This window comes from Phocaeicola acetigenes, assembly GCF_027529745.1.
Lineage (GTDB): Bacteria > Bacteroidota > Bacteroidia > Bacteroidales > Bacteroidaceae > Phocaeicola > Phocaeicola acetigenes.
Map to the genome: position 1 here is coordinate 41,700 of NZ_JAPZVM010000009.1, position 26,646 is coordinate 68,345.

Genomic DNA, 26,646 nt, shown 5'->3' on the forward strand with positions numbered 1-26,646 from the left:
AGAACATATGATTAGAGAAGTAAAATTTGAAAGCCAGGACCGTCGTATCAAACAGATTCTTGCTGCTTTGAACGCTAACGGTATCAAAGACATCGAAGAAGCTAACGCTATCTGCGAACAGTATGGTCTTGATCCTTATAAAACTTGTGAAGAAACTCAGCCTATCTGTTTCGAAAATGCAAAATGGGCATATGTAGTAGGTTGTGCTATCGCTCTTAAGAAAGGTTGCAAAAATGCTGCTGAAGCTGCTGAAGCTATCGGTATCGGTTTGCAGTCATTCTGTATCCCGGGTTCAGTTGCTGACGACCGTAAAGTAGGTATCGGCCACGGTAACTTGGCTGCTATGTTGCTCCGCGAAGAAACTAAATGTTTCGCATTCTTGGCAGGTCACGAATCTTTCGCTGCTGCTGAAGGTGCTATCAAAATCGCTGCAAAAGCAGACAAAGTACGTAAAGAACCTTTGCGTTGTATCTTGAACGGTTTGGGTAAAGACGCTGCTCAGATCATCTCTCGTATCAACGGATTTACTTATGTTCAGACTCAGTTCGACTACTATACTGGCGAATTGAAAGTTGTTCGTGAAATCGCTTACTCAAACGGTCCTCGTGCTAAAGTAAAATGCTACGGAGCTGACGATGTTCGTGAAGGTGTAGCTATTATGTGGAAAGAAGGCGTAGATGTATCAATCACTGGTAACTCTACTAACCCGACTCGTTTCCAGCACCCAGTTGCAGGTACTTACAAGAAAGAACGTGTTCTTGCAGGTAAACCTTACTTCTCAGTAGCATCAGGTGGTGGTACAGGTCGTACACTTCACCCAGATAACATGGCTGCTGGTCCTGCTTCTTACGGTATGACAGATACTATGGGTCGTATGCACTCAGATGCTCAGTTCGCTGGTTCTTCATCAGTTCCTGCTCACGTAGAAATGATGGGATTCCTGGGTATCGGTAACAACCCGATGGTAGGTTGTACAGTAGCTTGTGCAGTTGACGTTGCTACTGCTTTGAATAAGTAATCTATACTTAATCAAGATAATAAATCCCTGTAACTCCATGAGTTATGGGGATTTTTATTTTATATACACCGCATAAATGGAAGAAGATGATTTATCACTTCTCGCCTGCTTTTCTTCTTGCAAATGGTTGTAAATAGATACTGAAATTAAAACAGAATATCACTTGTAGCAGACTTATTTTTCTGAGGTTAAGAAGTGCTGATTATCCTTGAAAATGGGCTGAAAAGAGGATGTTTTGTGTGCAATCTGTGTGCAATTTCATATTTTATCAAAACTGCACACAAAAATCAATTCATCTATCTAATACACAGAAAGATATATCATATTTTAAAGGACTTCCCAATGTCTAATTTTAAATGATTAAACTATGGTAAAAAGTTCATTTACCATTCTCTTTTTTATAAGAGATAGCAGAGCTAGAAAAGACGATACAGCTTCAATAGAGGTAGTACTCGCAGTAAATGGAGAAAAATGTGCTTTTTCTACAGGTAAAAGAGTAAGAGGTTTTATCATCACAGCAGAACTATTACATAATGCTTACTTTGATAAAGTAAAATCACTCAAAGAAATGTTTTTCTTCTCTTCCCCACTGGGTTTTATAATTTTTTCTATAACTTACACACAGTTTATAACAAAGACGATTGGATATCCTTTTGCGACTTGTTTGATTAAAATTTATAAAGTCGAGAATAACCCAATCCACAAACAACCAATCACACCTTAAACAATTTGTAAATACTGTTCTCAATAAAAAATTAAACCATTTCTATGAAAAAGATTTTTATTCTCATCGGGGTGTTTAACACATTGTTCTTGCTAAAAGCACAAAATAAAACGGATATCCCGGTTTATTTGGATGACAAACAACCTTTGGAACTAAGAGTACAAGATGCATTACAACGAATGACACTGGAAGAAAAGACAAGGCTCAGTTATGCCCAAAGTAAATTTAGCTCTCCAGGATGTCCCCGTTTAGGCATTCCAGAACTCTGGATGAGTGACGGTCCTCATGGAGTTCGTGCCGAAATCAATTGGAACGACTGGAACTATGCAGGATGGACCAACGACAGTTGTACAGCATTTCCAGCTCTCACCTGTTTAGCCGCTAGCTGGAACCCCTCATTGGCAGCCCTATATGGAAAAGCGATCGGAGAAGAAGCGCTGTACCGTAAAAAAGATGTATTATTAGGCCCAGGCGTAAATATTTATCGTACTCCACTTAATGGCCGTAACTTCGAATATTTGGGAGAAGATCCGTATTTAGCTTCCGAAATGTGCGTTCCTTATATCCAGGAACTTCAAAAGACTGGCGTAGCAGCTTGCGTAAAACATTATGCAATTAACAATCAGGAAGTCTGGCGTAATCATATTGATGTACAAGTAAGTGACCGGGCAATGTATGAAATTTACTTACCGGCATTTAAGGCAGCAGTAGAGCGCGGTGGTGCATGGAGCATTATGGGAGCTTATAACAAAGTGCGTGGTATGCATGCAGCTCATAATAAACTGTTGAATAACGACATACTGAAAGGAGAATGGAAATTTGACGGATGTGTAATAAGCGACTGGGGAGCGACCCATGACACTTATGAATCTGCGATGTATGGTTTGGATATTGAAATGGGTTCTTATACAAATGGGCTGACTTCTGAATCTGAATTCGGCTATGACGACTATTATTTAGGAAAAAACTACCTGAAAATGGTAAAAGAAGGAAAAATTCCAATGGATGTAGTCAATGATAAGGCAGCCCGCGTCTTACGACTGATTTTCCGTACTGCAATGAACCGTCAGAAACCATTTGGGGCATTAGCGAATGAAGCTCATGAAAAAGTTGCTTATCAGATAGCTACAGAAGGTATTGTATTATTGAAAAACGATGCAACCAAAAAGAATACGGTTTTATTGCCTATTGCATCGGACTCATACAAACGAATATTAGTGGTAGGAGATAATGCAACACGTAACCTGATGCAGGGAGGAGGTTCATCCGAACTAAAACCTAAAAAGAATATCACACCATTAGACGGACTGAAAAAGAAGTTTGGCGACCGGATAATGTATACTCAAGGATATAGTGCAGGTCGTCAGATGTATGGACGTGTAGATGAAATACCTCAGTCTACGATTGATTCTTTAAGAAATGATGCAGTAGAAAAAGCCATGCAAGCAGACTTGGTTATTTTTATTGGCGGTCTGAACAAAAATCTTTATCAAGACTGCGAAGGAACAGATCGTCTTTCTTACGAACTTCCTTACTGTCAGAATGAATTGATTGAAGCACTTGTGAAAGTCAATCCCAATGTAGTTGCAGTTATCATCAGCGGTAATGCCGTAGAGATGCCGTGGGTTAAGAAAGTTCCTTCTATTGTACAATCCTGGTATTTAGGGTCTATAAATGGTGATGCTTTGTCCGATGTACTGGTCGGCAACGTAAATCCCAGCGGAAAATTACCTTTCTCCTACCCTGTGAAACTTGAAGATTGTCCAGCACATTTGTATGGCGAGATGAGCTACCCGGGCGACAGTATCAAGCAAGAGTATAAAGAAGACATTTTAGTGGGATATAGATGGTACGACACCAAGAAAATAAAACCGCTTTTCCCATTTGGATACGGATTAAGCTATACCACATATAAATACAGCAAGCCAGTTTTGTCTGCAAAAAAAATGAATGCAAATGAAACCCTTTCTTTATCAGTTAAAGTAAAAAATACAGGAACATTGGCAGGAAAAGAAACAGTTCAATTATATATCGAGGACGAAAAATGCTATTTACTCCGCCCCAAAAAAGAGTTGAAAGGCTTTAAAAAAGTAGAGCTACAACCGGGAGAAGAAAAAGAAATTGTCTTTACTATTCAACCTCAACATCTACAGTTCTTTGATGACAAGAAACATCAATGGATAGCCGAACCAGGAAAGTTTAAGGCTTATATATCCTCTTCATCTGCAGACATTAGCAATGTAGTGGAATTTGAATATAAATAATCATGGTTATCTGAAAAACAGCCAAGGAAGATAATCAAACATAACACTGCCCAAGGTTTATAGAAAGAAAGTACTCACAAAAATCTCTGGGCAGTATTTTTATACTATAAAATATTTCATACATTTACTCTATAATTTTAAAAGCACAGCATGAATCATAAAAAACACATCGCAATCGTCACAGGCGCAGCTGGCGGGATTGGGAAGGTAATTGCCCAAATGTTTGCAGACAACGGATACGTGGTCGTTGCGGTAGACATAACAGAAACAGAGTTTGGAAATAGCGACATACACTTCCAAAAAGCAGATCTCTGTTCATACGAAGATATCTGCAAGGTATTCGAATACGCGGTACAGCATTTCGGAGGAGTACACGTTTTAGTAAACAACGGTGCCATCAGTCAGTTTTCCAAAAGTATATCCGACATCACCCCGGAAGAATTCCGTAAAGTCATAGATACCAATCTTTACGGAAGTTTTATGTGCTGCAAACAATTTATAGAAGCCAACAAAGGGATGAAATACGGTAGAATCATCAACATAGCCTCTACCCGATGGCACCAGAATGAAGCCAACTGGGAAGCTTATGGAGCCTCCAAAGGTGGATTGGTCTCACTTACAAACACTCTGTGTGTTTCCCTTTCAGACACTCCTATTACTGTAAATGCCATCAGTCCGGGATGGATACAATGCTCCGACTACGAAATGCTCTCCGAAGAAGAACACAAACAGCATCCTTCTGGCAGAGTAGGTGTACCGGAAGACATTGCAAGAATGGTATTGTTTCTTTCTGCACCGGAAAACGACTTTATCAATGGGGCAAATATCGTAATAGACGGAGGAATGACAAAGAAAATGATATATTATACTCCGGAGGATGAATCCAATAAGTAAAATTACACTTCAGTAATTTTAATTTGCTCAAACAAGGGCCAACATTATCAGGCAACCATAGAATTACTAAAACGACGTCGTTGTTTGTACAAACTACAAGGTTGGCTATATAATCACCGACGCCGACAATAAAGCCGATGTCGGTGATTATAAGAAAACATTCGTATCGTACATTTTTCATCAAGTCATCTGTCAGATGCACTTTTGCTTTCTTTATATTCTATCTCATGCAAACAAGCAGCAAAGCTTTCTATAAAATAATCCACATCAGCTTTTGAAACACATAGAGGAGGTAAAATTCTCAATACATTAGTACCTGAGTATCCCGTAAATATATGATAAGTAGAGAGCAGAGAATTACGTACCGAGGATACCGGAACCGAAAATTCAATACCAATCATTAGCCCACGCCCTCTTACTTCCTTTATCAATGGAGATTTCAAGGCACGTAACCTATGGATAAAATCCCCTCCCAGTTTATCGGCATTTTCAATAAGTTTCTCTTTTTTCATCACTTCTATCACAGCCAAAGCTGCAGCACATCCTAAATGATTACCTCCAAAAGTAGTACCCAACATGCCTTTTCTGGGTTTGAAGATTTCACTGATCAATACTCCGGAAAAAGGATATCCATTGGCTATTCCCTTTGCCACAGTAATAATATCCGGTTTTATACCACACCACTGATGTGCAAAAAACTTACCGGTACGACCATATCCCGACTGTATCTCGTCCAATATAAGTACAACTCCGTGCTTTCGAGTCAGGTTACGCAAAGCTACAAGGAAATCATCATCTGGGATTTTTATACCTCCCACACCTGATATACCTTCGATTATTACAGCACAGACATCCCCTTGTTGCAGCAGCCTTTCCACCTCATTTATGTCCATTTCAGAAAAATAGACATTGGCATTAGAATTGATAGGAGCTGTAATCAACGGATTGTCTGTTACTTCTACAGCAGCGGACGTACGCCCATGAAATGAATTTCTGAACGCTATAACCTTTTTCTTTCCTGTATGAAAAGAAGCCAATTTCAAAGCATTCTCATTTGCTTCTGCTCCAGAATTCACAAAAAAAGCACTATAATCAGAATATCCAGATATTTCCCCCAATTCATAAGCCAATGCTTCCTGTAGTTTATTTACAACAGAGTTCGAATAAAACATTAAATTCTGCATCTGTTCCCCCATACACTTCACCAGATAGGGATGTGAATGGCCGATTGATATCACTGCATGACCGCCATAAAAGTCCAGATATGAATTGCCGCTATCATCATATACATAACAGCCTTTTCCTTTAATTATATGAATCGGAAATGTCGAATATACATCAAATAATTTCATAACCTTACGACTTCAAAATATTCAACTTCAACTTACTATCTCATCAAGAAAAGCCTGCTTTTTATCGCAACAGGCTCATTCCATCCTCCCATACTTCATCTCTTCCCCATCCTTATCGTACTGCTTACGCTTCCCTGTAGGAGGGGCCAGTAAAGTAATCCGGACTACAGCAGTACGATGAATACTTCTTTTTACTGCCTCTTCGAAAGCAGCCATATGTTTGGGCAGAAAACGTTGGCTTATCACTCTAAGAGCTCGCACCTTTTCATCTATATCGGTTACCAATTCAGCTCTCCCGAAAGCAATCGCAGAGCGATATTGCAGAGTGAAGGTTCCATCCTTTGGACCAACTGTCGGCTGACATCTTGTGACTGCAGAAAGACAAACATCCGGATTTGCGGCAATTGCATCAAGTTTATCACCCTCCGGAGCGCAATGAAAATACCATACGTCATCATTATCCGAAGCTAAAGACAATGGTACACCATAAGCTGTACCATCTGCCCTTGTAAAACTTACAGTTATATAGGGTGCCTTACGCATAATATCGAGCGCCCAACTACTATCCATTTCTCTACTTACTTTTCTCATTGTTTCATTTTATTTTTAATGTGGAGATACAGAATTAAAAAACAATCATCATATGATAATAGTATTACGACAGACAAATGTACAATCATAATTTCTATCAAAGTGTAAGATATATGACAGTTCCCTCAATTAGCAACAATTTAATACAGTGACTCAAATCTATTTCTTTGAAAATAAAAATATAAAGTGATATTTTTGTAATCAAAATCTATAATGCAAATATGAAAACAATCAGTTTCGACAATCATTATAAAGACAAATTACTATCGATTCCTCTTTTTGCTGATTTACCTGTTTATCTACAAAATGACATCATAAAGAAACTCGATTTCAAGCTTTATGAAATTAATGAGCACACTGTTATTCTGGAACAGGGAGATGTGTGCTGCAATCTGTATATCTTACTGGAAGGTACACTGGAAGTCAACATTGTTGATGCCAATGGAAATGAAATACTTATCGAACACATAGAAGCACCAAGGGCATTTGCCACCCCTCATCTTTTCAAAAAAGACAATCGGTTTCCCGCAACATTCAAAACATTAAAGAAATCTGTTTTATTGACAGCTACGAAAGATTCTACCTTTGGTTTGATAAGTAATTACCCTGATATATTGAAAAATTTTCTTTGCGTATCCGGGAATTGCAACATTTGTACAACCATGAGACTGGATGTTTTATCCAGAAAAACTATCCGCGAAAGAATATTGGTCTATTTGATGAAAAGAGTAGAAAATGGCAGTTCTATAGTAAAACTTACACATACAATTACCCAATTGGCCGAATACATCAATGTCACACGTCCGGCACTATCTACCGAGTTCAATAAAATGGAAAAGGAAGGAATTATCAGAAGGAAAGAGAACAATTACATAGAATTAAATATGAAGGTTATCACCAAGCTTCTCTAACAAAAAATGGCACTATAAAAATTATAGTGCCATTTCTCTGATTATCTGATAAAAATAGAATCTTTTAGCTATTTATTTCAGCAAACCTCTATTCTTAAGCAATGCATTAATCTGCGGTTCGCGACCACGGAAGTTCTTATACATAGTCATTCCGTCGTCAATACCACCCGGAGTCAGAATGTATGTACGGAATTTATCTGCCACCTCTTGATTGAAAATATCACCTGTTTCCTTGAAAGCCTGGAATGCATCGGCATCCAATACTTCAGCCCACATATAGCTATAATATCCGGCAGTATATCCTCCACCCATTGTATGGCTGAAGTTAGTCACACGATAACGCGGATAAATCTGTGACGGAATACCACGTTCTTTCAACTTTTCAGATTCAAACTCCATCACATTCAGATTGGCTGGAACCTCTTTCAATACATGCAAATCCATATCAGTCAGCGAAGCAGCCAGATATTCTACAGTAGCAAAACCCTGACCGTATTTGGCACTTTCTTCAATTTTCTTCACCAGTTCCATCGGAATCACTTCACCGGTCTTATAATGTTTGGCATACACCTTCAATACTTCCGGTTCGAAAGCCCAGTGCTCGTTAATCTGTGAAGGCAATTCCACGAAATCACGTTCTACATTAGCAACTCCTTCATAATGCACATCGCACATGAAACTATGCAGCGCATGTCCGAATTCGTGGAACATAGTAGTCACATTATCAATATTCTGCAAAGCCGGTTTATCCTTGCTGGCTACAGTCATATTGCAGACGTTAACCACTACAGGAGCAACTCTTTCATTTCCATTATAAGTCTGTTCTCTGAAACCGGTACACCAAGCCCCAGCTCTCTTTCCGGCACGGGGATAATAATCGCTATAGAAAAGAGCAAGTACTTTACCATCCTTATCAATTACCTCCCACGACTGAGCAGATTTTTCATACACAGGGAACTGGTCGGTACATTCCTTGAAAGTCAGTCCATACAGCTTATTGGCTACATAGAAAATACCTTTCAGTACATTATTTATTTCCAGATATTCCGATACCTGATCTTCATCGATAGCATACTTCGCCTGTTTTGCTCTATCAAGATAATACATATAGTCCCATCCTTCTGGCTCAAAGCTATATCCATCCTTCTTTATTTCGGCACGAATATCTTCCAGTTCTTCTTTTGCTTTCTCTACAGCAGGCGTCCACACCTGATTTAATAAATTATATACATTCTCAGGAGTCTTTGCCATACGGGTATCAAGAGCCAAAGATGCATAATCCTCGTAGCCCATCAGTTTTGCTTTCTGCAAACGCAAAGTAACCAGTTTTCGTGAAATTTCTTTATTATCGTAAGCATTGTTCTGATTACCTCTATTGTAATATGCCTCGTACACACGACGGCGCAAGTCTCTGTTTTCCGCATACTGAAGAACCGGATTACAGCTCGGACGTTGCATATTAAACATCCATTTACCTTTCTGTCCGTTCTCTTCTGCCATCTTTGCAGCAGCAGCAATATTTGCTTCAGGAAGCCCCTTCAACTCTTCCAATTTGTCCACCACAACAAAGGTATTGTTTGTTTCATGCAGCAAATTCTGCTCAAAAGTAAGTTCAAGCATAGACAATTCAGCGTTCAGCTTACGAAGTTCGGCTTTCTGTTCATCATTCAGTCCGGCACCTCCACGGACAAAACGCTTGTATATATTTTCCAGCAATTTAGTCTGCTCTTTGTCCAATCCATATTTTTTCTGGTTATCATATACCTCTTTTACTTTTGCAAACAAAAGCGGATTCAGATAAATATCATCATAATGTGCAGAGAACAACGGAGACAATTCTTTTTCCAAAGCCCGGGTTTCTTCAGTAGAATTACTGTTTGAGATAGGTCCAAATGTATTTCCAGCCTTAGTCAGAAGTTCCCCACTACGGTCGAGAGCTACGATTGTATTTTCAAAATCGGGCATTGCACGGTTTCGCACAATAGCATTGATTTCCTGTTTTTGTTCTTCCATTCCTTTTAAGAAAGCTTCCCGATAATTATCAATAGATATTTTTTCGAAAGGAGCAATTTCATAAGGAGTTCCATACTTTTCCTGCAAGAAAGGATTCACATTCTGAGCCATACCAGTGCCTCCCATAGCCAATGTAAAAGCTGTAACAAATAAAAATTTCTTCATATTTTATCAATTAAGGTATAATGAAAATCTTATTATCATCAAGCAGAAAACATCTCTCTCTGCTTTTATGATAAAAACTTTAACCGCTCAAAGGTACGAAAAAATATTTATCTTCCGATTTCCATACAGATTAACTTAAAAAAGATACAACATTATCAGTCAGACATTGTAGTCAATCTCTTTTCCTTTTTATACGAAAAAGGTTACATTCCAGCAGCTATATTCACTGAAATGCAACCATATATTTTCTTATAATTAATGCAGCCTATTTACTTCCTACAGGCTTTTTAATACCATCACTCAAAGCACGTTCCTCCATACGGACTATTCTTTTATCCAAATCCGGATGAGTAGAAAACAACTGATTCAAAAAGTTCATATTTGGGGCTCCACTGTCCTCCTGCAATTTCTTCAATTTTTGGAAAGACAAAGCCATAGCCCATGGATTTTTCCCGGCTTTCTTTAAAAACTCATATCCATAATCGTCTGCATCACATTCCTGCTTCTGCGAATAACGTGCATTCACCAATGCTTCCGTCAAAGCCCCAATCTGAGAATCTGTCAGTTCTGCTACTTTACCTCCCTGAGAAGAAATACCATCCTTCAGCGCAGAAGTAAGCAAGGCTGTACGAAACCCTCTCTTCGAATCACGATGTGCCACATGACCTATTTCATGTCCGATTACACCAAGTAATTCTTCATCAGTCATTATGTCCATCAAAGCAGAAAAGACCCGTACGCTACCATCAGCACAAGCAAATGCATTTACATCAGTCACATGATACACCTTAAAATTAAGAGGAATACCATCCGCATCTCCTAATCCACTAGTCAGTTTTTTTAATCGGATGGTATATACATTATTATCCGGACAAACCTGATTCTTCGCATCCATCGAAGCAACATATTCTTTTACATATTCAGCCATCTGCTCATCCGTCAATGTCACAGCCTTTACCAATTTGGCTGCTCCACTCATCATCCGATTAAAATCGAATTGAGCCATTACCGGTACAGACATTACTGTACAAACCAATAAAACAAATACTTTTACAAACACTCTGTCTTTCATAACTATCTATTAAGGGGTTATTTATGCAATTTCTCCGCACCCGACTTTTTCCAGTTCCAGATTCCACCACCAACCGACAGCAATCCGCCCAGTAGAAAGAATCCCCAAAAGCAACCTTCTGATCTCGGGAAACAAATCTCTCTTGCCCGCTCCGGATGATACCATACAATTTCCTATTTCTAACCCAACAAACCTCTTAAGATAAGTAAAAGTCCCGCTATCCATAGGAAAAAATCATCATTGTGCGGTATGCCATATTAATTAAATATCATATTTATACAAATATAAAACTTTTTCTCTATCTGTATTCATTCCTCAACTATAATATTGTACACTATAAATAAATCAACTACTTTTGTATCCGTATTAAAGGAATCGAACTATGAACACGACTGTATTTATATATCTATTACCAATCTGACACAATCCTAAATCAATTTAATTTAATACAAGCCCCAATTACTATGAGATTCTTATTTCTATTTATTTCATTTTTTCTACTTAACTGTACTTGTCTCATTCAAGCTACAGAACGTATTCAATTATCCGGAATCTGGCGTTTCCAGCTCGATCCTATGGGATTTGGAAAAACTCCTGGCTCTGAACTGTATTTAAGCAAACTGACAGAAACCATCGTTCTTCCGGGAAGCACAGATGAAGGCGGAAAAGGTATCCAGAATTTCGTGTCACATGTTGACCGTCTGTCGCGCAAATTTGAATATTGTGGACAAGCATGGTATCAAAGAGAGGTCGTAATACCCGAAAGCTGGAAAGGAAAAGAAATTATCCTCAATCTGGAACGATGTCATTGGGAAACGGCGGTTTATGTAGATGGAAAACCGATAGCAACCAAGGAAAGACTGTCTACTCCTAACCGTTTCAATCTTACGCAGCAGCTTACTCCAGGCATTCATACATTGACCTTATGCGTAGACAACCGTCTGAAATATCCGATGGACCAATGGAATCATGCTACTACAGAATACACCCAAACCAACTGGAACGGTATAGTAGGCGATTTGTCTTTGCAGGCCATGAATCCGAACTATATATCTAATGTAAAGATTTACACTGACATCGAAAATAAAAAAGTCACTGCCCAAATCTGCTTCGCTCCTTCCAAGTCTTCGGTGAAAGGCAATCTTCTCCTTGAAATAAAAGAAAAAGAGGGCAAGACCATAGCAAGCAAGCCTGTCAAGGTAGTGTTGTCCGACTCTGTTTTCCAGATAGAAGAAACATTGGATATTAACCGCCCGATTAAGTTATGGGATGAATTCAATCCCAGCCTTTACACATTGGATATTCAATGGAGCACTCCATATGGAGAAGAAAACAAAAGCGAACAATTTGGTTTCAGAAAAATAGAACAAGGAAAACATCACATCCGCCTGAATAATCACGACATTCATCTGCGTGGTGTACTGGATTGTGCTGTTTTTCCTCTGACCGGCTATCCGGCCACTGATACAGACAGTTGGGAGAAAATCTTCCGTACAATAAAAGAATATGGAATGAACCACGTACGTTTTCATTCCTGGTGTCCACCCCAAGCCGCATTTCATGCAGCAGACCGTCTGGGCCTTTATCTTCAGGTAGAACTTCCGATGTGGATCAAAGATGTAGGAAAATACCCTGCACGACGCCAGTTTTTCGAAGAAGAAATGTATGCAATTCTCAATGAATACGGCAACCACCCTTCTTTCATCCTCATGTGCAACGGTAATGAAAACGAAGGAAACTTCGATGTACTGGAAGATTTAATTATAAAAGGACAGCAATACGACAACCGCCATCTGTACTCTGCATCTACTGCACGTACACACGTCAAAGCGGACCAGTTTTATGTATCTCACCTCACCCACAAAGGATGGATTACTGTATACGAAGGAAAACCTTCTACAGACTGGGACCGCAATGCAGAATCAGACATTGATGTACCGGTTATTGCTCACGAAACCGGACAGCGCTGTATGTATCCCAACTTTGCCGAAATAAGTAAGTATACTGGAGTGTTGGAAGCACGCAATTTTAATATTTACCGCGAACGGCTGGCACGTAACGGCATGCTTCATCAGGCCGATGACTTCTTCCGTGCTACCGGTGCACACACTGTGTTGCAATACAAGGAAGTCAACGAATCATTATTGAGAACATCCCAATCGGGAGGTTTCCAATTACTGGGTTTAAGCGATTTCCCTGGTCAGGGAAGTGCCTTTGTAGGCATTCTCGATGCTTTTTGGGAAGACAAAGGTCTTGTATCACCGGAAAAGTTCCGCGAATCATGCGCTCCTACTGTATTGCTGGCACGCATGCCCAAACGAGTTTACAATGAGAACGAAACTTTTACAGCCAAGTTGGGTATCTATCACTTTGGCAACAAAGATATAAAACGAGGAAAGGTGAATTGGGCACTGACCGACGAAGCAGGAAGAGAACTGAAAAAAGGAAATCTGTCGCATCAGGCTATTCAGAGTTACACCGTTACTGACTCTCTGGCCAAGATAGATATTCCGTTAGAGGATATTAAGAGTGCCGGAAAATACACACTCCATGTTGCATTAGGTGCTTGTCACAATGAGTGGGATATCTGGGTATACCCTTCGAAAACAGAGGCAAACGAAGAAAATCTATTCTTCACCGAATCATGGGAAACTGCCAGAAAAATGCTTTCAGAAGGTAAGCAGGTATTGTTTGTATCACAAAGTGTACAAGGACGTAAAACACAGTTTGCCAGCCACTTCTGGAATCCTATCATGTTCAATTGGGATCCGATGATTGTAGGAACACTGATCGAGCATACTCATCCTTCTTTGTCCGATTTTCCGACTTCATACTACGCAGACTGGCAATGGTGGGATGTTCTGAACTATGGTACAGCAATCGACTTGACAGCCTTGTCGTCGGTTACACCTATCATTCAGTCTATCGACACTTATGAAGAAAACCGGAAACTGGGTATAGCGTTCGAGGTAAAAAGCGGTAAGGGAAAACTGTTTGTACTCTGTGCAGACATCCACAAGGACATAGACAAACGTCCGGCTATGAAACAGCTGATGTATTCTATCAAAAACTATGTGGGCTCAGACAGATTCCAACCTCAAAATGAAGTTCCGACTTATATGCTGGATGCTCTGTTCGATACTCATGTACAAAAGAAAAAAGAGAACAACAGTTCCGATGCCATCAACCAGTTATTAAACAAATAAATACACACATGAATAAGACAATACAAACTACCCTGCAGCTGTTTTTAGGAGCATTAATACTACTGAATATCAGCTCATGCCAAAAGCAGGAAAAGCCAGTCAAGTTTATCATTGCTTCTGATTTTCATGCCCCCAACATTCCCGATGGAAAAGAAAGATTGGCTTCTTTTATCGAAGCGGCTCATAAAGAAAAAGCAGATTTTATCATTGAATTGGGTGATTTTTGCCGTTTGGATAGTGCCAGTCAGGTATACCATGAACTATGGAATAGTTTTCCGAAAGACAAATACCACGTTATAGGGAATCACGACATGGATCAGTATACTCCGGAAGAATATGTAAAAGGGATGAATATGCCCGGACGATATTACTCGTTCGACAAAGGAGACTTTCACTTCATTGTTCTTGATGGAAACAATCTATACGACGGAAAGGATTACCGCCATTATGCAAAAGCCAACTACTATGTGAATCCTGAATATCGGGCTTTCATTGATCCGGAGCAGATGGAGTGGCTGAAAAAAGACCTTGCATCTACCAATAAACGGTGTATACTTTTCAGCCATCAAAGTATTGATACGTTTGTAAAAAACGGAAAAGATGTACGACAGATACTGGAAAACGAAAACGAACGTGCCGGATTCAAAAAGATTGTTCTTGCCTTTAGCGGACATAATCATAGCAATTACAGCAAGGTTATCAACGGCATCACTTATATCCAGATTAACAGTGCCTCTTATGTATGGATAGATCAACCCTCAAAAACAGAGTTACGGTATCCGGAAGAAGTGAACAAACAATATCCGCTTTTGGGTTATTCCATCACTTACGACCGACCTTTATATGCTACTGTTACTCTTACAAACGAGGGAGCTGACATACAAGGAGAAAAAGCTAACTTTCTTCCCCCTACTCCGGAAGAGTTGGGTATGAAAGATTCTATTGGTGCTTTCCCTTTGGTATCTGTCATCGAGGATGCCAAGATTTCTTTTTGATAATTAATAAAACTACTTCTTCTTCAAGAGAAGCAGAAGGTCATCACTTAAAGCCCTGAACTGACATCTTACAAAATGTCAATTCAGGGCTTAAAAAATGAGTGTTTTTCGGACCAAACATCAGGAAGATTACAAATTTGCCCGTTTTTGACCATTTTCCAAATACAATAAGACATCAATTCATTAAAAAATCAAAACATTTTTCTTACTTATAGTCTAATTAACCTATTATCAGATAGAAATACTACATTATAACCAGGCATTTTATCAGAAGAAAAATCAAACAAAAAGAAGTCGGGTTTACAAACCAATATGTAAAAAAGTGTATAAAATTCGTATAAAATAAGCCATCTGTACCTGTATATACATACAATTAATACCATGCACTTATGTGACAAGTAGCGTGAGTGCACGGTATTAATAGCGTTGGCCGATGATACAAGTATCATCAGCCAACATTACAAGTCATATTTTTTGTTTCTAAAAGTTCAAAAAGAATGCTATACAGCATATTTAAAAGAGTAAATACCACTCCTTTTCCAATCATAAACAGACTTTTTATCGCAAATGTGAGTTAGCAGAAAACGCTAAAAACATTCTTTTTGTCAGCATTTATCCATTTCTACTAACTAATCTGTTTTTAATAAGTTCTGTTTTATTCAATAACAGCAGCAAAACCTCCGTTTCTTACCAGACGAAGCGTCAATTCTTCTCCTTTTGTTACATCAGCCGATACACAGCGATAATCCATTGCCTGACGGTCTGCGTTAATACCATCCTCGAAAGCTGTCATCCGGTAAGCCTTGCCAGCATTCAGAAAATCAAGATTTACTTTAAACTCTCTTACTTTCTCGCTGTTATTTGTAATACCTCCGATAAACCACCGATCACCTTTCCGTTTGGCTACCACCACATATTCTCCTACTTTAGCCTCAAGTACACGGGTTTCATCCCACACCACAGGAACCTGAGTGATAAAACGGGTACAATCTGTATTACGTGCATACTGGGTAGGTGAATCAGACAACATCTGCAGTCCACTTTCACACAATACATAAAGAGCCAACTGATAAGCACGGGTACCTATACTTGCCGCATTAGGACGCATCGCTGCATACAGTTCCGGCTGCATACTAATCATTGCTCCCGGAGTATAATCCATCGGACCTACCGCGTTACGCATAAACGGGAGATAAAGTGTGTTATCAGGAACACATCCTTCCATCTGTTCCATACCTCTCACACCTTCATACGACAAAACATTTGGATATCTGTATTCCAGACCTGCCGGCTTGAATGCTCCGTGGAAATCAACCAGCAAATGATGCTTGGCTGCTTCGCGTGCCACCCGTTCATAAAAATTGACCATCCACTGATCGCTCCGGTTCATAAAGTCAATTTTTACACCTTTTACACCCCAGCCGCTGAATGTTTTGAATAAATCGAAGTTATTTTCAGTTGCCAACCAGGTCAACCAAAGAATAATGCCTACATTTTTCTCTTTTCCATAACGAATCAACTCATGAAGATTGACATCCGGATTCGGAGTATACGGATCGAATGTGGTCTTAGCCCATCCCTCATCCATCAGAATGTATGGAATATGATGTTTAGCTGCAAAATCAATATAATACTTATAGGTATCCAGATTGCATCCTGCCACAAAATTCACATCCGGTCCATAGGGCAAAGCTCCACTCCACCATTCCCATGCCACTTGTCCGGGTTGTATCCAACTGGTTTCTTTTATCTCCGAAGATCCGGACAAACGGCAGGTCATTGTATTTTCTACCAGCTGAGCATCCGTCTGGGCAACTACAAAATAACGCCATGGGAAATTCCGGCTTCCTTTAGTGCGCGCAATGTAATCTGCTGTTTTCAAGATAGTCAAATCGCGGTCACCGTTTTCTCCATAAGCAAGCGGCACAGCTGGAAACACTCCATGTATTCCATTGTTATCCGTACCTTTCAGAAACATACAGGGATAATCCGCCAAATCGGCTTCACTGATTAAAATCTTGCAGGATTTACGCGTATCGATGAGGAAAGGCAAGGTAGCCATCCTGGAATCCGAAGTCCATTTTTTACTGGATAAATGTGTATAAGGTTCTTCATATGCCGTTTTAAAACTATCCGGCTGTTGCATGTGAAGAAGGTAATCGTCCGGGAAATTGACTTCAAACTTTTCTCCTACTACATTGACTGAATCTTTTTCTGAAGTAACAAACCGATAAGCAAAGCCATCATTAAAAGCACGGACTATAACGGAGAAATCCTTGAAATTCAGCTCCAATTCATTATAATGGTTTTGTACGACTGCATACTTAAACGGAACCACTGGTTTTATCTCTTCGTCTACAGTTCTCCGTTTCATTTTACGCAAACGGGGATTCTCTCCCAGTACCTTACTTTCCAGCATCAACTGCATTGAATTATCCTTCAACAGCAACTGGTCTTTACTAAATAAGTCATACTTAATTTTATCAGACAAAGTGAAGACAAGTTTAATCTCTTTGTCGGGAGAATACAACTCTAGATTCTTTGACTTTGCAGATAAAGCCGAAAAGAACAAGAGTACACACAGCAAAATTTTGTTTTTCATAATTATAGGATTTTAAACAGTCTACAAAGCTATTTAAAAGAATTGACTTCCCGGCATATTATTTTAATTAAATAACAATGCACATTCTACAAAATCAAGACCGTAATTCCAATGCTAAATAAAAGAAAGCCTAAACAGATATCTAAAACTTTCCGGCACACTCATCCCCAATCATAAATTCCCCATTATATTACAATCAGAAAAAGACAAGCTATTAATATCGTGCAGAACGCATTTTATCCATATTGCTGCGCGCTACAGACAGATATTCTTTAATCAGTTCATTATTCTTAAAAGACTCTGGAGCTTCGTTTACAATTTCCTCCATCACAGGCGTCAGAATAGGATAAGGCAATCCATTGCCAATCATTACAAACACACCGGCACCCAACACATTTTCATAATTTTCCTGAATAAATTCTTTAGCCAACTTATTCATTTCTTCCGACAGTTCGGCGCGGCGTTTTTCTATTTCACTATGAATCAAAGCCGGATCATCTCCATTCATAATCATCTGGCTTTCCATATGCTCTACTTCATAAGCACGATCGTCCAAGGCATTCTTCTGGATAATAAAATCATTGAAACGATTATTCAAGGGAGAACCTTTCACCGTCACTCCGGCATTATCTATCTTGACATTAATATTTCCTTTTTCAATAACCAACGGCATAATACAGTCATCATCCATATACAATGAAGCAAGAACTACCGAATCCACATTCCCCTCCATTTCGAACAGACCGTGTACGACTTCTGCCGAATCAATTTTTACCCATTCCCCATTGGAAGGCACCTTAATATAAAGCATTTTCCCGTCTAACCGAGAAAGAGAAGTATTCCCCTCGATTTTATATTTTTTACTGCAAGAAGCAAAAAATACAGCACAAAACAGAAAAAGATATAGTTTACCCATTAAATCATGCCATTTAAATTTGTACGGCAAAGGTAAAATCTTTCAGTTAGGCTAAAAAATAAATTATTAAAAATTAAACATAAATAGAGGAATATTACCCTTTTAGCATACCTGCATCGAGATAAATACTTTTTTTTACTATCTTTGCGAATTAAGAAAAGAAAATTTTAACCCAAAATTATACACATAACAAATGAAAAAACTTAAAGTATTAGCACTCGCACTTATCTGCGCAGCCTTTTCACCGGCTAAAGCAGACGAGGGGATGTGGCTTCTCCAGCTGATGCAGGAACAAAACCTGGCAGACAGAATGAAGGCACAAGGATTAAAGATGGATGTGGCCAATATTTACAATCCCAGTCAGATTACACTGAAGGATGCTGTTGGTATTTTCGGCAGAGGATGTACCGGAGAAATCATTTCACCCGACGGATTGATTCTGACCAATCATCATTGTGGATACGATGCCATTCAACAACATAGTTCGGTAGAACATGATTACCTGACAGATGGTTTTTGGGCTAAGAACCGTTCTGAAGAACTTCCAACTCCGGGGTTGACTTTCAAATTTGTAGAACGTATTGTTGACATTACTGACAAAGTAAACAATGATATCAAAAAGGGTAAAGTCACAGAAGCCGAATCTTTTGGAAAGAAATACCTTAACGAATTAGCCGCTGACGAACTGAAAAAAAGCGACTTGAAGAAAGCACCGGGTATCTCTACCCTGGCACTTCCTTTCTACGAAGGAAATAAGTTTTATCTGTTCTACATCAAAACTTATAGCGATATACGTATGGTAGCTGCTCCTCCTTCATCTATCGGTAAGTTTGGTGGAGAAACAGACAACTGGATGTGGCCACGCCATACTTGCGACTTCTCCATGTTCCGTGTATATGCAGACAAAAACGGAAATCCGGCTGAATATAGCAAAGACAACGTTCCTTTGAAAGTGAAAAAGCACCTGACTATTTCATTGAAAGGGCTGCAGGAAGGCGATTATGCCATGATTATGGGATTCCCCGGAAGCACCAGCCGCTATCTGACAGAGAGCGAAGTAAAACTTCGTATGGAAAGTACTAACGTACCACGTATCACTGTACGCGAAGCTCGCCAGAATGTATTACGCGCAGAAATGGCTGCCAGCGATAAAGTACGTATCCAGTATGCCAGCAAGTTTGCCGGTTCAAGCAACTATTGGAAGAACTCTATCGGTATGAACAAGGCTATCGTTGAAAATAAAGTTTTGGAAACAAAAGCAGCACAGGAAGCTAAGTTTGCTGAATTTGCCAAGGCTCAGAACAACGAAGAATATGCAAAAGTAGTTGGACAGATTGACGAATATGTAGCTAATATTGCTCCTTTGCGCAAAGAAGCTACTTATTTCTCTGAAACATTCATGAGCGGTATTGAATTTGGAGCAACTTACCGTACCTTCGCTAATCTGAAGACTGCATTGGAGAAAAACAAGAAAAAAGAGATAGAGAAAGCAGTTGCTGCTCTGAAAGAGGAATTCGCAGAAGTACACAATAAAGACTACGATCATGAAGTAGACCGTAAAGTTGCAAAAGTACTGATTCCGCTGTATGCAGAAAAAGTGTCAGCAGAAGCCTTGCCTGCATTCTACGAAACAATCAAGACTCAGTTCAATGGCGACTATAATGCTTATATTGATGCATTGTATAACAACAGTATCTTTGCCAATGAAAAGAATTTGAATGCATTCCTTGAAAATCCTACAGTAGAAGCAATTGATAAAGACCTTGCTGTGGCTTATTCTACAAGTAAGAGCAAGATGTATCAATCACTGATGGACAAGATTTCGGCTGCCAGTGAAAACATCAATCTGTTGCATAAGACTTATGTACGCGGTTTGTGCGAAATGTATGCTCCTACTCCAAAAGCTCCGGATGCAAACTTCACCATCCGTCTGACTTATGGTAATGTAAAATCATACGATCCGAAAGACGGTATCCACTACAAATATTACACTACATTGAAAGGTGTAATGGAAAAAGAAGATCCGAACAATCCGGAATTCGTTGTTCCTGCCAAGTTGAAAGAGTTGTATGCAACCAAGAACTTCGGACGTTATGCATTGCCTAACGGAGAAATGCCTGCTTGTTTCTTGACTACTAACGATATCACAGGCGGTAACTCAGGCTCTCCGGTAATGAATGGTAACGGTGAACTCATCGGATGCGCATTCGACGGAAACTGGGAATCATTGAGTGGCGACATCAACTTCGATAATAACTTGCAGCGTTGTATTGCAGTAGACATCCGTTATGTATTGTTTATTGTAGAAAAGCTGGGAGGTTGCAAGAACCTTATCGATGAAATGACAATTGTAGAATAATATCAATTATATTCAAAAGCGCAAGGTTGCACTACTCTAAAGTACGCATCTTTGCGCTTTTTATTTAATAACAACATTATATGAGAAAGGCACTTATTTTATCATTAATCAGCGCATTCGCAGGATTTCATGCACATGCAGACGAAGGTATGTGGATGCTTACGGACCTGAAACAGCAGAATGCGGCTGTGATGCAGGATTTGGGGTTGGATTTAAGCATTGACCAAGTGTACAGTCCGGATGGTATCAGCCTGAAAGATGCTGTGGTACACTTCGGAGGAGGATGTACCGGAGAAATCATTTCTGCCGAAGGTCTGGTACTGACCAATCATCATTGCGGATATGGATACATCCAGCAGCACAGTTCGGTAGAGCACGATTATCTGACTGACGGTTTTTGGGCAATGACTCGCGAGCAGGAACTTCCTTGCGAAGGACTGACCGTTACCTTCATCGACCGTATCTTGGATGTAACCGAATACGTACAGGATTGCCTGAAGAAAGACAAGGATCCTGAAGGATTGAACTATCTTTCACCCTCTTATCTGGAAACCGTAGCCAAGCGTTTTGCGAAGAAGGAAAAAATCAAAACAGACGATTTTACAGTGTTGGAGCTGAAACCTTTCTACGGAGCAAACAAATATTATCTGTTTGTAAAAACAGTATACAAAGACATCCGTATGGTAGGTGCACCTCCTTCTTCTATCGGAAAGTTTGGAGCTGATACAGACAACTGGATGTGGCCACGTCATTGCGGCGACTTCTCTATCTTCCGTATCTATGCATCAAAAGACGGTAAACCGGCTACTTACAATGCGAAAAACGTACCTTTAAAGGTAAAGAAACACATTGCCATTAATCTGAAAGGGGTGAAAGAAGGTGACTTTACTTTTGTAATGGGATTCCCCGGACGCAACTGGAGATACATGATTAGCGACGAAGTGGAAGAGCGCATGCAGACTACCAACTTTATGCGCGATACCGTACGTGGTGTACGCCTGCGTGCTTTGGGTGAAGAAATGCAGAAAGATGCAAAAACACGTATTCAGTATGCAGCCAAATATGCTTCATCGGCAAACTACTGGAAGAATGCAATCGGTATGAACGAAGGCTTGATTAAGCTGAAAGTGCTCGATAAAAAGAAGGAACAGCAAGAAAAATTATTGGCTTTCGGACGGGAAACAGGAGACAACAGCTACGAACAGGCTTATCAAAGCATCAAAGACATTGTTGCCAAACGACATAACGCCGTATACCATCAACAGGCTATCTATGAAGCTCTGATGCTAGGTACAGAATTCTCAAAGATTCCTGATACGCAAGCATTGCAAGATGCTCTGGAAAAAGGTAATAAGAAAGATATACGTAAAGCTGTGGAAGGGTTGCAGGAAGCTGGAAAGAAATTCTTCAATAAAGATTATAGCGCAGCAGTAGACCGCAAAGTATCCAAGCAACTGATAGCTCTCTACGCTCGTCTGGTTCCGGCAGAACAGCATATCAGCATCTTCCAGACAATCAACAAACAGTTTGGAGGAAATACAGATGCATTTGTAGATGCCTGCTTCGACCAGTCTATTTTCAGAAGTGCAGAAGCATGGGAAAAGTATCTTGCAAACCCAGACATCGAAACTCTGAAAAACGATTTGATGATTCAATATGCCCGTTCGGTATCGGAAGGCTATAAAGCAACTTCTGAAGAAATGAAGGCAGAAACCAACGCTTACAACCGGGCTCATAAAACATGGGTAGCCGGTATGTTGAAATTGAAAAAACACGAAGGAACTCCGGTATATCCTGATGCCAACTCTACGCTACGTCTGACTTATGGTAAAATTGGTTCTTATGAACCAGCTGATGGTAAAGAATACCTTTACTATACTACCTTGAAAGGAGTAATGGAAAAAGAAGATCCGAACAATCCGGAATTCGTAGTACCGGCCAAGCTGAAAGAACTATACGAAAAGAAAGACTTTGGAGAATATGCCATGCCAGATGGAAGAATGCCTATCTGCTTTGCAACCGGTACCGACAACACTGGCGGTAATTCCGGCTCACCGGTATTCAACTCAAAAGGAGAACTTATCGGTACAGGTTTCGACCGCAATTACGAAGGTTTGACAGGAGATATCGCCTACAACCCGCAGTTACAGCGTGCTGCATGTGTAGATATTCGCTACACATTGTTTATCATCGACAAATTTGCAGGAGCCAAACACCTGATTGATGAAATGACAATTATCCGTTAATCGGAGCTAAGAGTCACTATAAAAAAGAATCTGCTTTCGTATACGCCGAAAGCAGATTCTTTTTTTATGAATATTAAAATCCGTCTTATTTAGACACTTTCATTGATAATTTCTCAAGGAAATACACCATAAAGAAACCCACCAACATTAATACAACTGCTTCTACAATATACTGATTAGGAAGTATATTATTTTCAATCATCAAATCATGACCATCTACTACTGTAGTAATTTGTTCTTTCCAAGGCCATACTTTATTGAGTGAACCCAACATAAAACCAGACAATACGGCTAAAGTGATATTACGGACATGTTTCAATGCATACGACAAAACACGTGAGAAAGAGGTAATACCTACCACAGCACCAGCACCAAATACTGCAATAATCACAAGATCCAATGTCTTCACGGCGTCCATTATAAAGAAATATTTACCTAGCAGCACCAAGATAAAGCTTCCCGATATCCCTGGTAAAATCATGGCACAGATAGCAATAGCACCACACAAAAAGATAAACCATAAATACGACGGAGTTTCTGCCGGAGTTGCTACTGTAATATAGAAAGCTACTACTACTCCCACAACAAAACCAAAGATAGTCTTCCAGTTCCATCCTTTAATATCTTTTGCTACAAACCATGTAGAAGCCAGCACCAGACCAAAGAAGAATGACCACACCAAAATAGGATGTTCAACAAGCAGCCAGGTTATAATTTTTGCCAACGAAAAGACGCTGATGCCGATACCCAGCAGTATAGAGAAAAGGAAACTGCCGTTTATCATCTTCCAGAAAGCAGCAAACTTTCCTGTAAAAAACAATTTCAGACTCTTTCCATTGATACTTTTAATCGAATTGATCAATTCATCATAAATACCTACAATAAAGGCAATAGTTCCTCCCGAAACTCCGGGAACTACATCGGCAGCTCCCATCCCCATTCCTTTCAGAACAAGAAATGCATAGTCTTTTAAACCTCGTTCCATTTTTATTTTCTTAACCTATTAATAATCTGTGGCTACAAAGTAAAATAAAAAAATTCGGCCAATAAATATAAAATGAAAAAAAAGCACTTTATCTGACCTTTTTAAATGAACATTTTCGAATTTGCCGTTGTTATCTATACATATTCTAAATAGCAACAAGTATGAAAAAAAGATTTATTACAGGCATAGTTGCCATTTTATGCGCTACATTTTATTTAAAAGCACAACCCAATAACTATAAAGAAACAATATCACAAATAGAAAATAATACCAATATGGAAACAACATTCAAAGGAACTCACGTAAATTTAGCAGGAAAATTTATTGAAGTAGGAGCCACTGCTCCAGATTTCTCATTAGTAAAAGGGGATTTAAGCAGTTTATCATTACACGACGTTAAAGGCAAGAACATAGTACTTAACATATTCCCAAGTATGGATACCGGAGTATGTGCTGCATCTGTACGCAAGTTCAATGAACTGGCTACGCAAATGCCCAATACAGTAGTATTAGCTATTTCGAAAGACCTGCCTTTTGCACAAAGTCGTTTTTGCACGGCTGAAGGCATAGAAAATGTAATTTCACTGTCCGACTTCCGTTATACATCGGACTTTGGCAAAGAATATGGTGTTTTAATGACAGATGGTCCGCTTTGCGGATTATTGGCTCGTGCAGTAGTCATCATCAATCCGGAAGGTAAGGTAATCTACACCGAACTGGTTCCAGAAATCACACAAGAGCCTAATTACGATGCAGCATTAGCCGCAATACAGAAATAATAAAAAACTAAATAAGTTAGGGTGATCAAAATGCTTCCCTAACTTATTTAGTTTATATCCATATCAGTCTGTCGGTACTTCCTTATTGTTATTTATCAAACAAATAAAGAGTCTGACATTCTTCCCATGTCAGCTTATGAGCATCTTTCCACCATAATGGATTATCCAGATTACAGAAATCATGGTTCTCCTGCATTCTCTGATTAAGCAATGCTTTATAAGCCTGAGCTTTTTCTTTTTCCGTCTCTGCCAGATTGACCAATTCTCCCGGATCATTCTTCAAATCAAAAAGTTGCTCTGTAATCTTACCTTCTACATTATAGATAATGTATTTGTAATTCTCCTTAAGAAGCGCACGCTGCTGATTTGAATAAATAAAGAACAGATCCTCTCTATGCTGTGCAGTACTATCATCCAAAACAGGTTTCAAAGAACGCCCTGTCACAGATGAAGGAATTTCTACCCCTACCAGTTCGCATAAAGTAGGATATAAATCATACAAATAACATAAAGCATCTGTTTTTCTTCCTTGCTGTGGCTTACGCGGATCGATAATCAGCATGGGTACTCCTACACTATGATCGTACAGACTCTGTTTACCTATCAACCCGTTCTGCCCCATAGCCAATCCATTGTCCGAAGCAAATACAATAATTGTATTTTCACGGTTTCCACTTTCATCCAAAGCCTCCAGTACCCTGCCAATCTGTACATCCACCTCGCTCACCATGCCGTAATACAAAGCCAACTCGTGTTTCAACTGTTCGGGAGTACGAGGAGCAGGTAACACCATTTCATCACGAATCTGTAATTCCCCATTATCAAACGGATGCTCAGGCAAGAAATTATCCGGAACAGATACGTCACCATCCAAATACTTCTTTCCATAATCAGGCAAAGAGATACGAGGATCGTGCGGAGAAGTAAATGCCACATAAGCCATAAAAGGTTGCTTGTTATCAGAAGTGCTGTTCAGGAAGTCTACTGCAGCATCTGCAAACATTTTGGAAGAAAACTCCTTTCCCACAAACGGCTCTTCATCGAACTTTCCTTCCGGATCATAATGGTGCAAACGAGGCTCACAATGCCCATTCATTTCATAAGGGTGCATTCCACCAAAGAATATATTCTCACCTTCGGAAAACGACCGTCCGAAAGAAGCCTTGTCCGCATGCCATTTTCCCGTAGCAAATGTACGGTATCCATTCTTTTGCAACTGTTCGGGCAAAGTAATCTGATTTTCCGGTATTTTCATACCGTCACTTTGTACCTCGAATACTCCACGCCCCGTCATCAGCATAGCCCGACTAGGCATAGACAATGCTCCACATAAAGCTCCATTCGTATAAGTACGCGTAAAATTTACCCCCTCATGAACCAACTTATCAATATTAGGAGTATACACATCCTTGTTTCCCAATGCAGCAATGGCATCGCTCTGCATATCATCTACCAGAATAAACAAAATATTAGGTTTATCCGATTTCTGTTCCTGGCAGGAAGTTAAGGCTGTCAATGCCAAAGACACAGACAGCAAAGATTTCATTTTCATAA

General features: G+C 39.6%; 18 protein-coding genes. 10 read left to right on the forward strand and 8 right to left on the reverse strand.

The features are described from left to right. Window positions 1-7 precede the first annotated feature (7 nt). The 4 genes from O6P32_RS10490 to O6P32_RS10505 all read left to right on the forward strand — a co-directional run bounded on the left by O6P32_RS10490 (window position 8) and on the right by O6P32_RS10505 (window position 4,900). On the forward strand, window positions 8-1,018 hold the full coding sequence (locus O6P32_RS10490; RefSeq protein WP_269878441.1) for a GGGtGRT protein: 1,011 nt from the start codon (window positions 8-10) through the stop codon (window positions 1,016-1,018). Between the two features lie 367 nt (window positions 1,019-1,385). Then, window positions 1,386-1,742 (forward strand): hypothetical protein, encoded by a 357-nt coding sequence (locus O6P32_RS10495; protein WP_269878443.1) that lies wholly within the window; start codon window positions 1,386-1,388, stop codon window positions 1,740-1,742. 44 nt (window positions 1,743-1,786) lie between these two features. After that, window positions 1,787-4,006: a beta-glucosidase gene (locus tag O6P32_RS10500; protein ID WP_269878445.1), complete on the forward strand. Its 2,220-nt coding sequence runs from the start codon at window positions 1,787-1,789 to the stop codon at window positions 4,004-4,006. A 150-nt stretch (window positions 4,007-4,156) separates the two neighbouring features. Further along, window positions 4,157-4,900: an SDR family NAD(P)-dependent oxidoreductase gene (locus tag O6P32_RS10505; RefSeq protein WP_269878446.1), complete on the forward strand. Its 744-nt coding sequence runs from the start codon at window positions 4,157-4,159 to the stop codon at window positions 4,898-4,900. A 185-nt stretch (window positions 4,901-5,085) separates the two neighbouring features. Here O6P32_RS10505 and O6P32_RS10510 read toward each other — a convergent pair whose 3' ends face one another. Further along, window positions 5,086-6,252, reverse strand: coding sequence for an aspartate aminotransferase family protein (locus tag O6P32_RS10510; protein ID WP_178266398.1), 1,167 nt, complete (start codon window positions 6,250-6,252; stop codon window positions 5,086-5,088). Window positions 6,253-6,327: 75 nt separating this feature from the next. Next, window positions 6,328-6,843, reverse strand: coding sequence for a pyridoxamine 5'-phosphate oxidase family protein (locus O6P32_RS10515; RefSeq protein ID WP_178266399.1), 516 nt, complete (start codon window positions 6,841-6,843; stop codon window positions 6,328-6,330). A 221-nt stretch (window positions 6,844-7,064) separates the two neighbouring features. On the opposite strand from O6P32_RS10515, the gene O6P32_RS10520 reads away from it, so the two are divergent. Continuing rightward, window positions 7,065-7,754 carry a Crp/Fnr family transcriptional regulator gene (locus O6P32_RS10520; protein WP_178266400.1) on the forward strand — a complete coding sequence of 230 codons (690 nt, stop codon included), beginning with the start codon at window positions 7,065-7,067 and terminating at the stop codon, window positions 7,752-7,754. 72 nt (window positions 7,755-7,826) lie between these two features. Here the strand turns inward: O6P32_RS10520 and O6P32_RS10525 are convergent, their stop codons facing one another. Next, window positions 7,827-9,932, reverse strand: coding sequence for a M3 family metallopeptidase (locus tag O6P32_RS10525; RefSeq protein ID WP_408636062.1), 2,106 nt, complete (start codon window positions 9,930-9,932; stop codon window positions 7,827-7,829). A gap of 265 nt (window positions 9,933-10,197) precedes the next feature. Then, window positions 10,198-11,004: a M48 family metallopeptidase gene (locus O6P32_RS10530; RefSeq protein WP_269878448.1), complete on the reverse strand. Its 807-nt coding sequence runs from the start codon at window positions 11,002-11,004 to the stop codon at window positions 10,198-10,200. Window positions 11,005-11,468: 464 nt separating this feature from the next. On the opposite strand from O6P32_RS10530, the gene O6P32_RS10535 reads away from it, so the two are divergent. Together O6P32_RS10535 and O6P32_RS10540 are read left to right on the forward strand one after the other, a co-directional pair. Next, complete coding sequence (locus tag O6P32_RS10535) at window positions 11,469-14,210, forward strand: sugar-binding domain-containing protein (protein WP_269878449.1); 2,742 nt, start codon at window positions 11,469-11,471, stop codon at window positions 14,208-14,210. An 8-nt stretch (window positions 14,211-14,218) separates the two neighbouring features. Beyond that, window positions 14,219-15,205 carry a metallophosphoesterase family protein gene (locus tag O6P32_RS10540; protein ID WP_269878451.1) on the forward strand — a complete coding sequence of 329 codons (987 nt, stop codon included), beginning with the start codon at window positions 14,219-14,221 and terminating at the stop codon, window positions 15,203-15,205. A gap of 655 nt (window positions 15,206-15,860) precedes the next feature. Here O6P32_RS10540 and O6P32_RS10545 read toward each other — a convergent pair. Further along, window positions 15,861-17,807 carry a glycoside hydrolase family 97 protein gene (locus O6P32_RS10545; RefSeq protein ID WP_269878453.1) on the reverse strand — a complete coding sequence of 649 codons (1,947 nt, stop codon included), beginning with the start codon at window positions 17,805-17,807 and terminating at the stop codon, window positions 15,861-15,863. Between the two features lie 214 nt (window positions 17,808-18,021). Beyond that, window positions 18,022-18,723: a DUF4369 domain-containing protein gene (locus O6P32_RS10550; protein WP_178266407.1), complete on the reverse strand. Its 702-nt coding sequence runs from the start codon at window positions 18,721-18,723 to the stop codon at window positions 18,022-18,024. 193 nt (window positions 18,724-18,916) lie between these two features. Here O6P32_RS10550 and O6P32_RS10555 point away from each other — a divergent pair, with 193 nt between their 5' ends. Together O6P32_RS10555 and O6P32_RS10560 are read left to right on the forward strand one after the other, a co-directional pair. Then, on the forward strand, window positions 18,917-21,082 hold the full coding sequence (locus tag O6P32_RS10555) for a S46 family peptidase (RefSeq protein WP_269878454.1): 2,166 nt from the start codon (window positions 18,917-18,919) through the stop codon (window positions 21,080-21,082). Between the two features lie 80 nt (window positions 21,083-21,162). Further along, the gene (locus O6P32_RS10560) at window positions 21,163-23,328 is read left to right on the forward strand and encodes a S46 family peptidase (RefSeq protein ID WP_178266202.1); all 2,166 of its coding nucleotides are present in this window, start codon (window positions 21,163-21,165) and stop codon (window positions 23,326-23,328) included. Window positions 23,329-23,413: 85 nt separating this feature from the next. Here O6P32_RS10560 and O6P32_RS10565 read toward each other — a convergent pair whose 3' ends face one another. Then, a complete protein-coding gene (locus O6P32_RS10565; protein WP_269878455.1) occupies window positions 23,414-24,313 on the reverse strand; it encodes a DUF368 domain-containing protein in 900 nt (299 codons plus the stop codon). A gap of 275 nt (window positions 24,314-24,588) precedes the next feature. On the opposite strand from O6P32_RS10565, the gene tpx reads away from it, so the two are divergent. Continuing rightward, window positions 24,589-25,092, forward strand: coding sequence for a thiol peroxidase (tpx, locus tag O6P32_RS10570; protein ID WP_178266205.1), 504 nt, complete (start codon window positions 24,589-24,591; stop codon window positions 25,090-25,092). 88 nt (window positions 25,093-25,180) lie between these two features. Here the strand turns inward: tpx and O6P32_RS10575 are convergent, their stop codons facing one another. Next, a complete protein-coding gene (locus O6P32_RS10575) occupies window positions 25,181-26,644 on the reverse strand; it encodes a sulfatase-like hydrolase/transferase (RefSeq protein WP_269878457.1) in 1,464 nt (487 codons plus the stop codon). Window positions 26,645-26,646 lie beyond the last annotated feature (2 nt).

Coding starts and splice junctions, on each gene's coding strand:
- O6P32_RS10530 (WP_269878448.1), bottom strand. CDS start 11,004: ATGAAAGACAGAGTGTTTGTAAAAGTATTTGTTTTATTGGTTTGTACA.
- O6P32_RS10520 (WP_178266400.1), top strand. CDS start 7,065: ATGAAAACAATCAGTTTCGACAATCATTATAAAGACAAATTACTATCG.
- O6P32_RS10510 (WP_178266398.1), bottom strand. CDS start 6,252: ATGAAATTATTTGATGTATATTCGACATTTCCGATTCATATAATTAAA.
- O6P32_RS10575 (WP_269878457.1), bottom strand. CDS start 26,644: ATGAAAATGAAATCTTTGCTGTCTGTGTCTTTGGCATTGACAGCCTTA.
- O6P32_RS10555 (WP_269878454.1), top strand. CDS start 18,917: ATGAAAAAACTTAAAGTATTAGCACTCGCACTTATCTGCGCAGCCTTT.
- O6P32_RS10540 (WP_269878451.1), top strand. CDS start 14,219: ATGAATAAGACAATACAAACTACCCTGCAGCTGTTTTTAGGAGCATTA.
- O6P32_RS10500 (WP_269878445.1), top strand. CDS start 1,787: ATGAAAAAGATTTTTATTCTCATCGGGGTGTTTAACACATTGTTCTTG.
- O6P32_RS10565 (WP_269878455.1), bottom strand. CDS start 24,313: ATGGAACGAGGTTTAAAAGACTATGCATTTCTTGTTCTGAAAGGAATG.
- O6P32_RS10525 (WP_408636062.1), bottom strand. CDS start 9,932: ATGAAGAAATTTTTATTTGTTACAGCTTTTACATTGGCTATGGGAGGC.
- O6P32_RS10490 (WP_269878441.1), top strand. CDS start 8: ATGATTAGAGAAGTAAAATTTGAAAGCCAGGACCGTCGTATCAAACAG.
- O6P32_RS10545 (WP_269878453.1), bottom strand. CDS start 17,807: ATGAAAAACAAAATTTTGCTGTGTGTACTCTTGTTCTTTTCGGCTTTA.
- O6P32_RS10495 (WP_269878443.1), top strand. CDS start 1,386: ATGGTAAAAAGTTCATTTACCATTCTCTTTTTTATAAGAGATAGCAGA.
- O6P32_RS10505 (WP_269878446.1), top strand. CDS start 4,157: ATGAATCATAAAAAACACATCGCAATCGTCACAGGCGCAGCTGGCGGG.
- O6P32_RS10535 (WP_269878449.1), top strand. CDS start 11,469: ATGAGATTCTTATTTCTATTTATTTCATTTTTTCTACTTAACTGTACT.
- tpx (WP_178266205.1), top strand. CDS start 24,589: ATGGAAACAACATTCAAAGGAACTCACGTAAATTTAGCAGGAAAATTT.
- O6P32_RS10515 (WP_178266399.1), bottom strand. CDS start 6,843: ATGAGAAAAGTAAGTAGAGAAATGGATAGTAGTTGGGCGCTCGATATT.
- O6P32_RS10550 (WP_178266407.1), bottom strand. CDS start 18,723: ATGGGTAAACTATATCTTTTTCTGTTTTGTGCTGTATTTTTTGCTTCT.
- O6P32_RS10560 (WP_178266202.1), top strand. CDS start 21,163: ATGAGAAAGGCACTTATTTTATCATTAATCAGCGCATTCGCAGGATTT.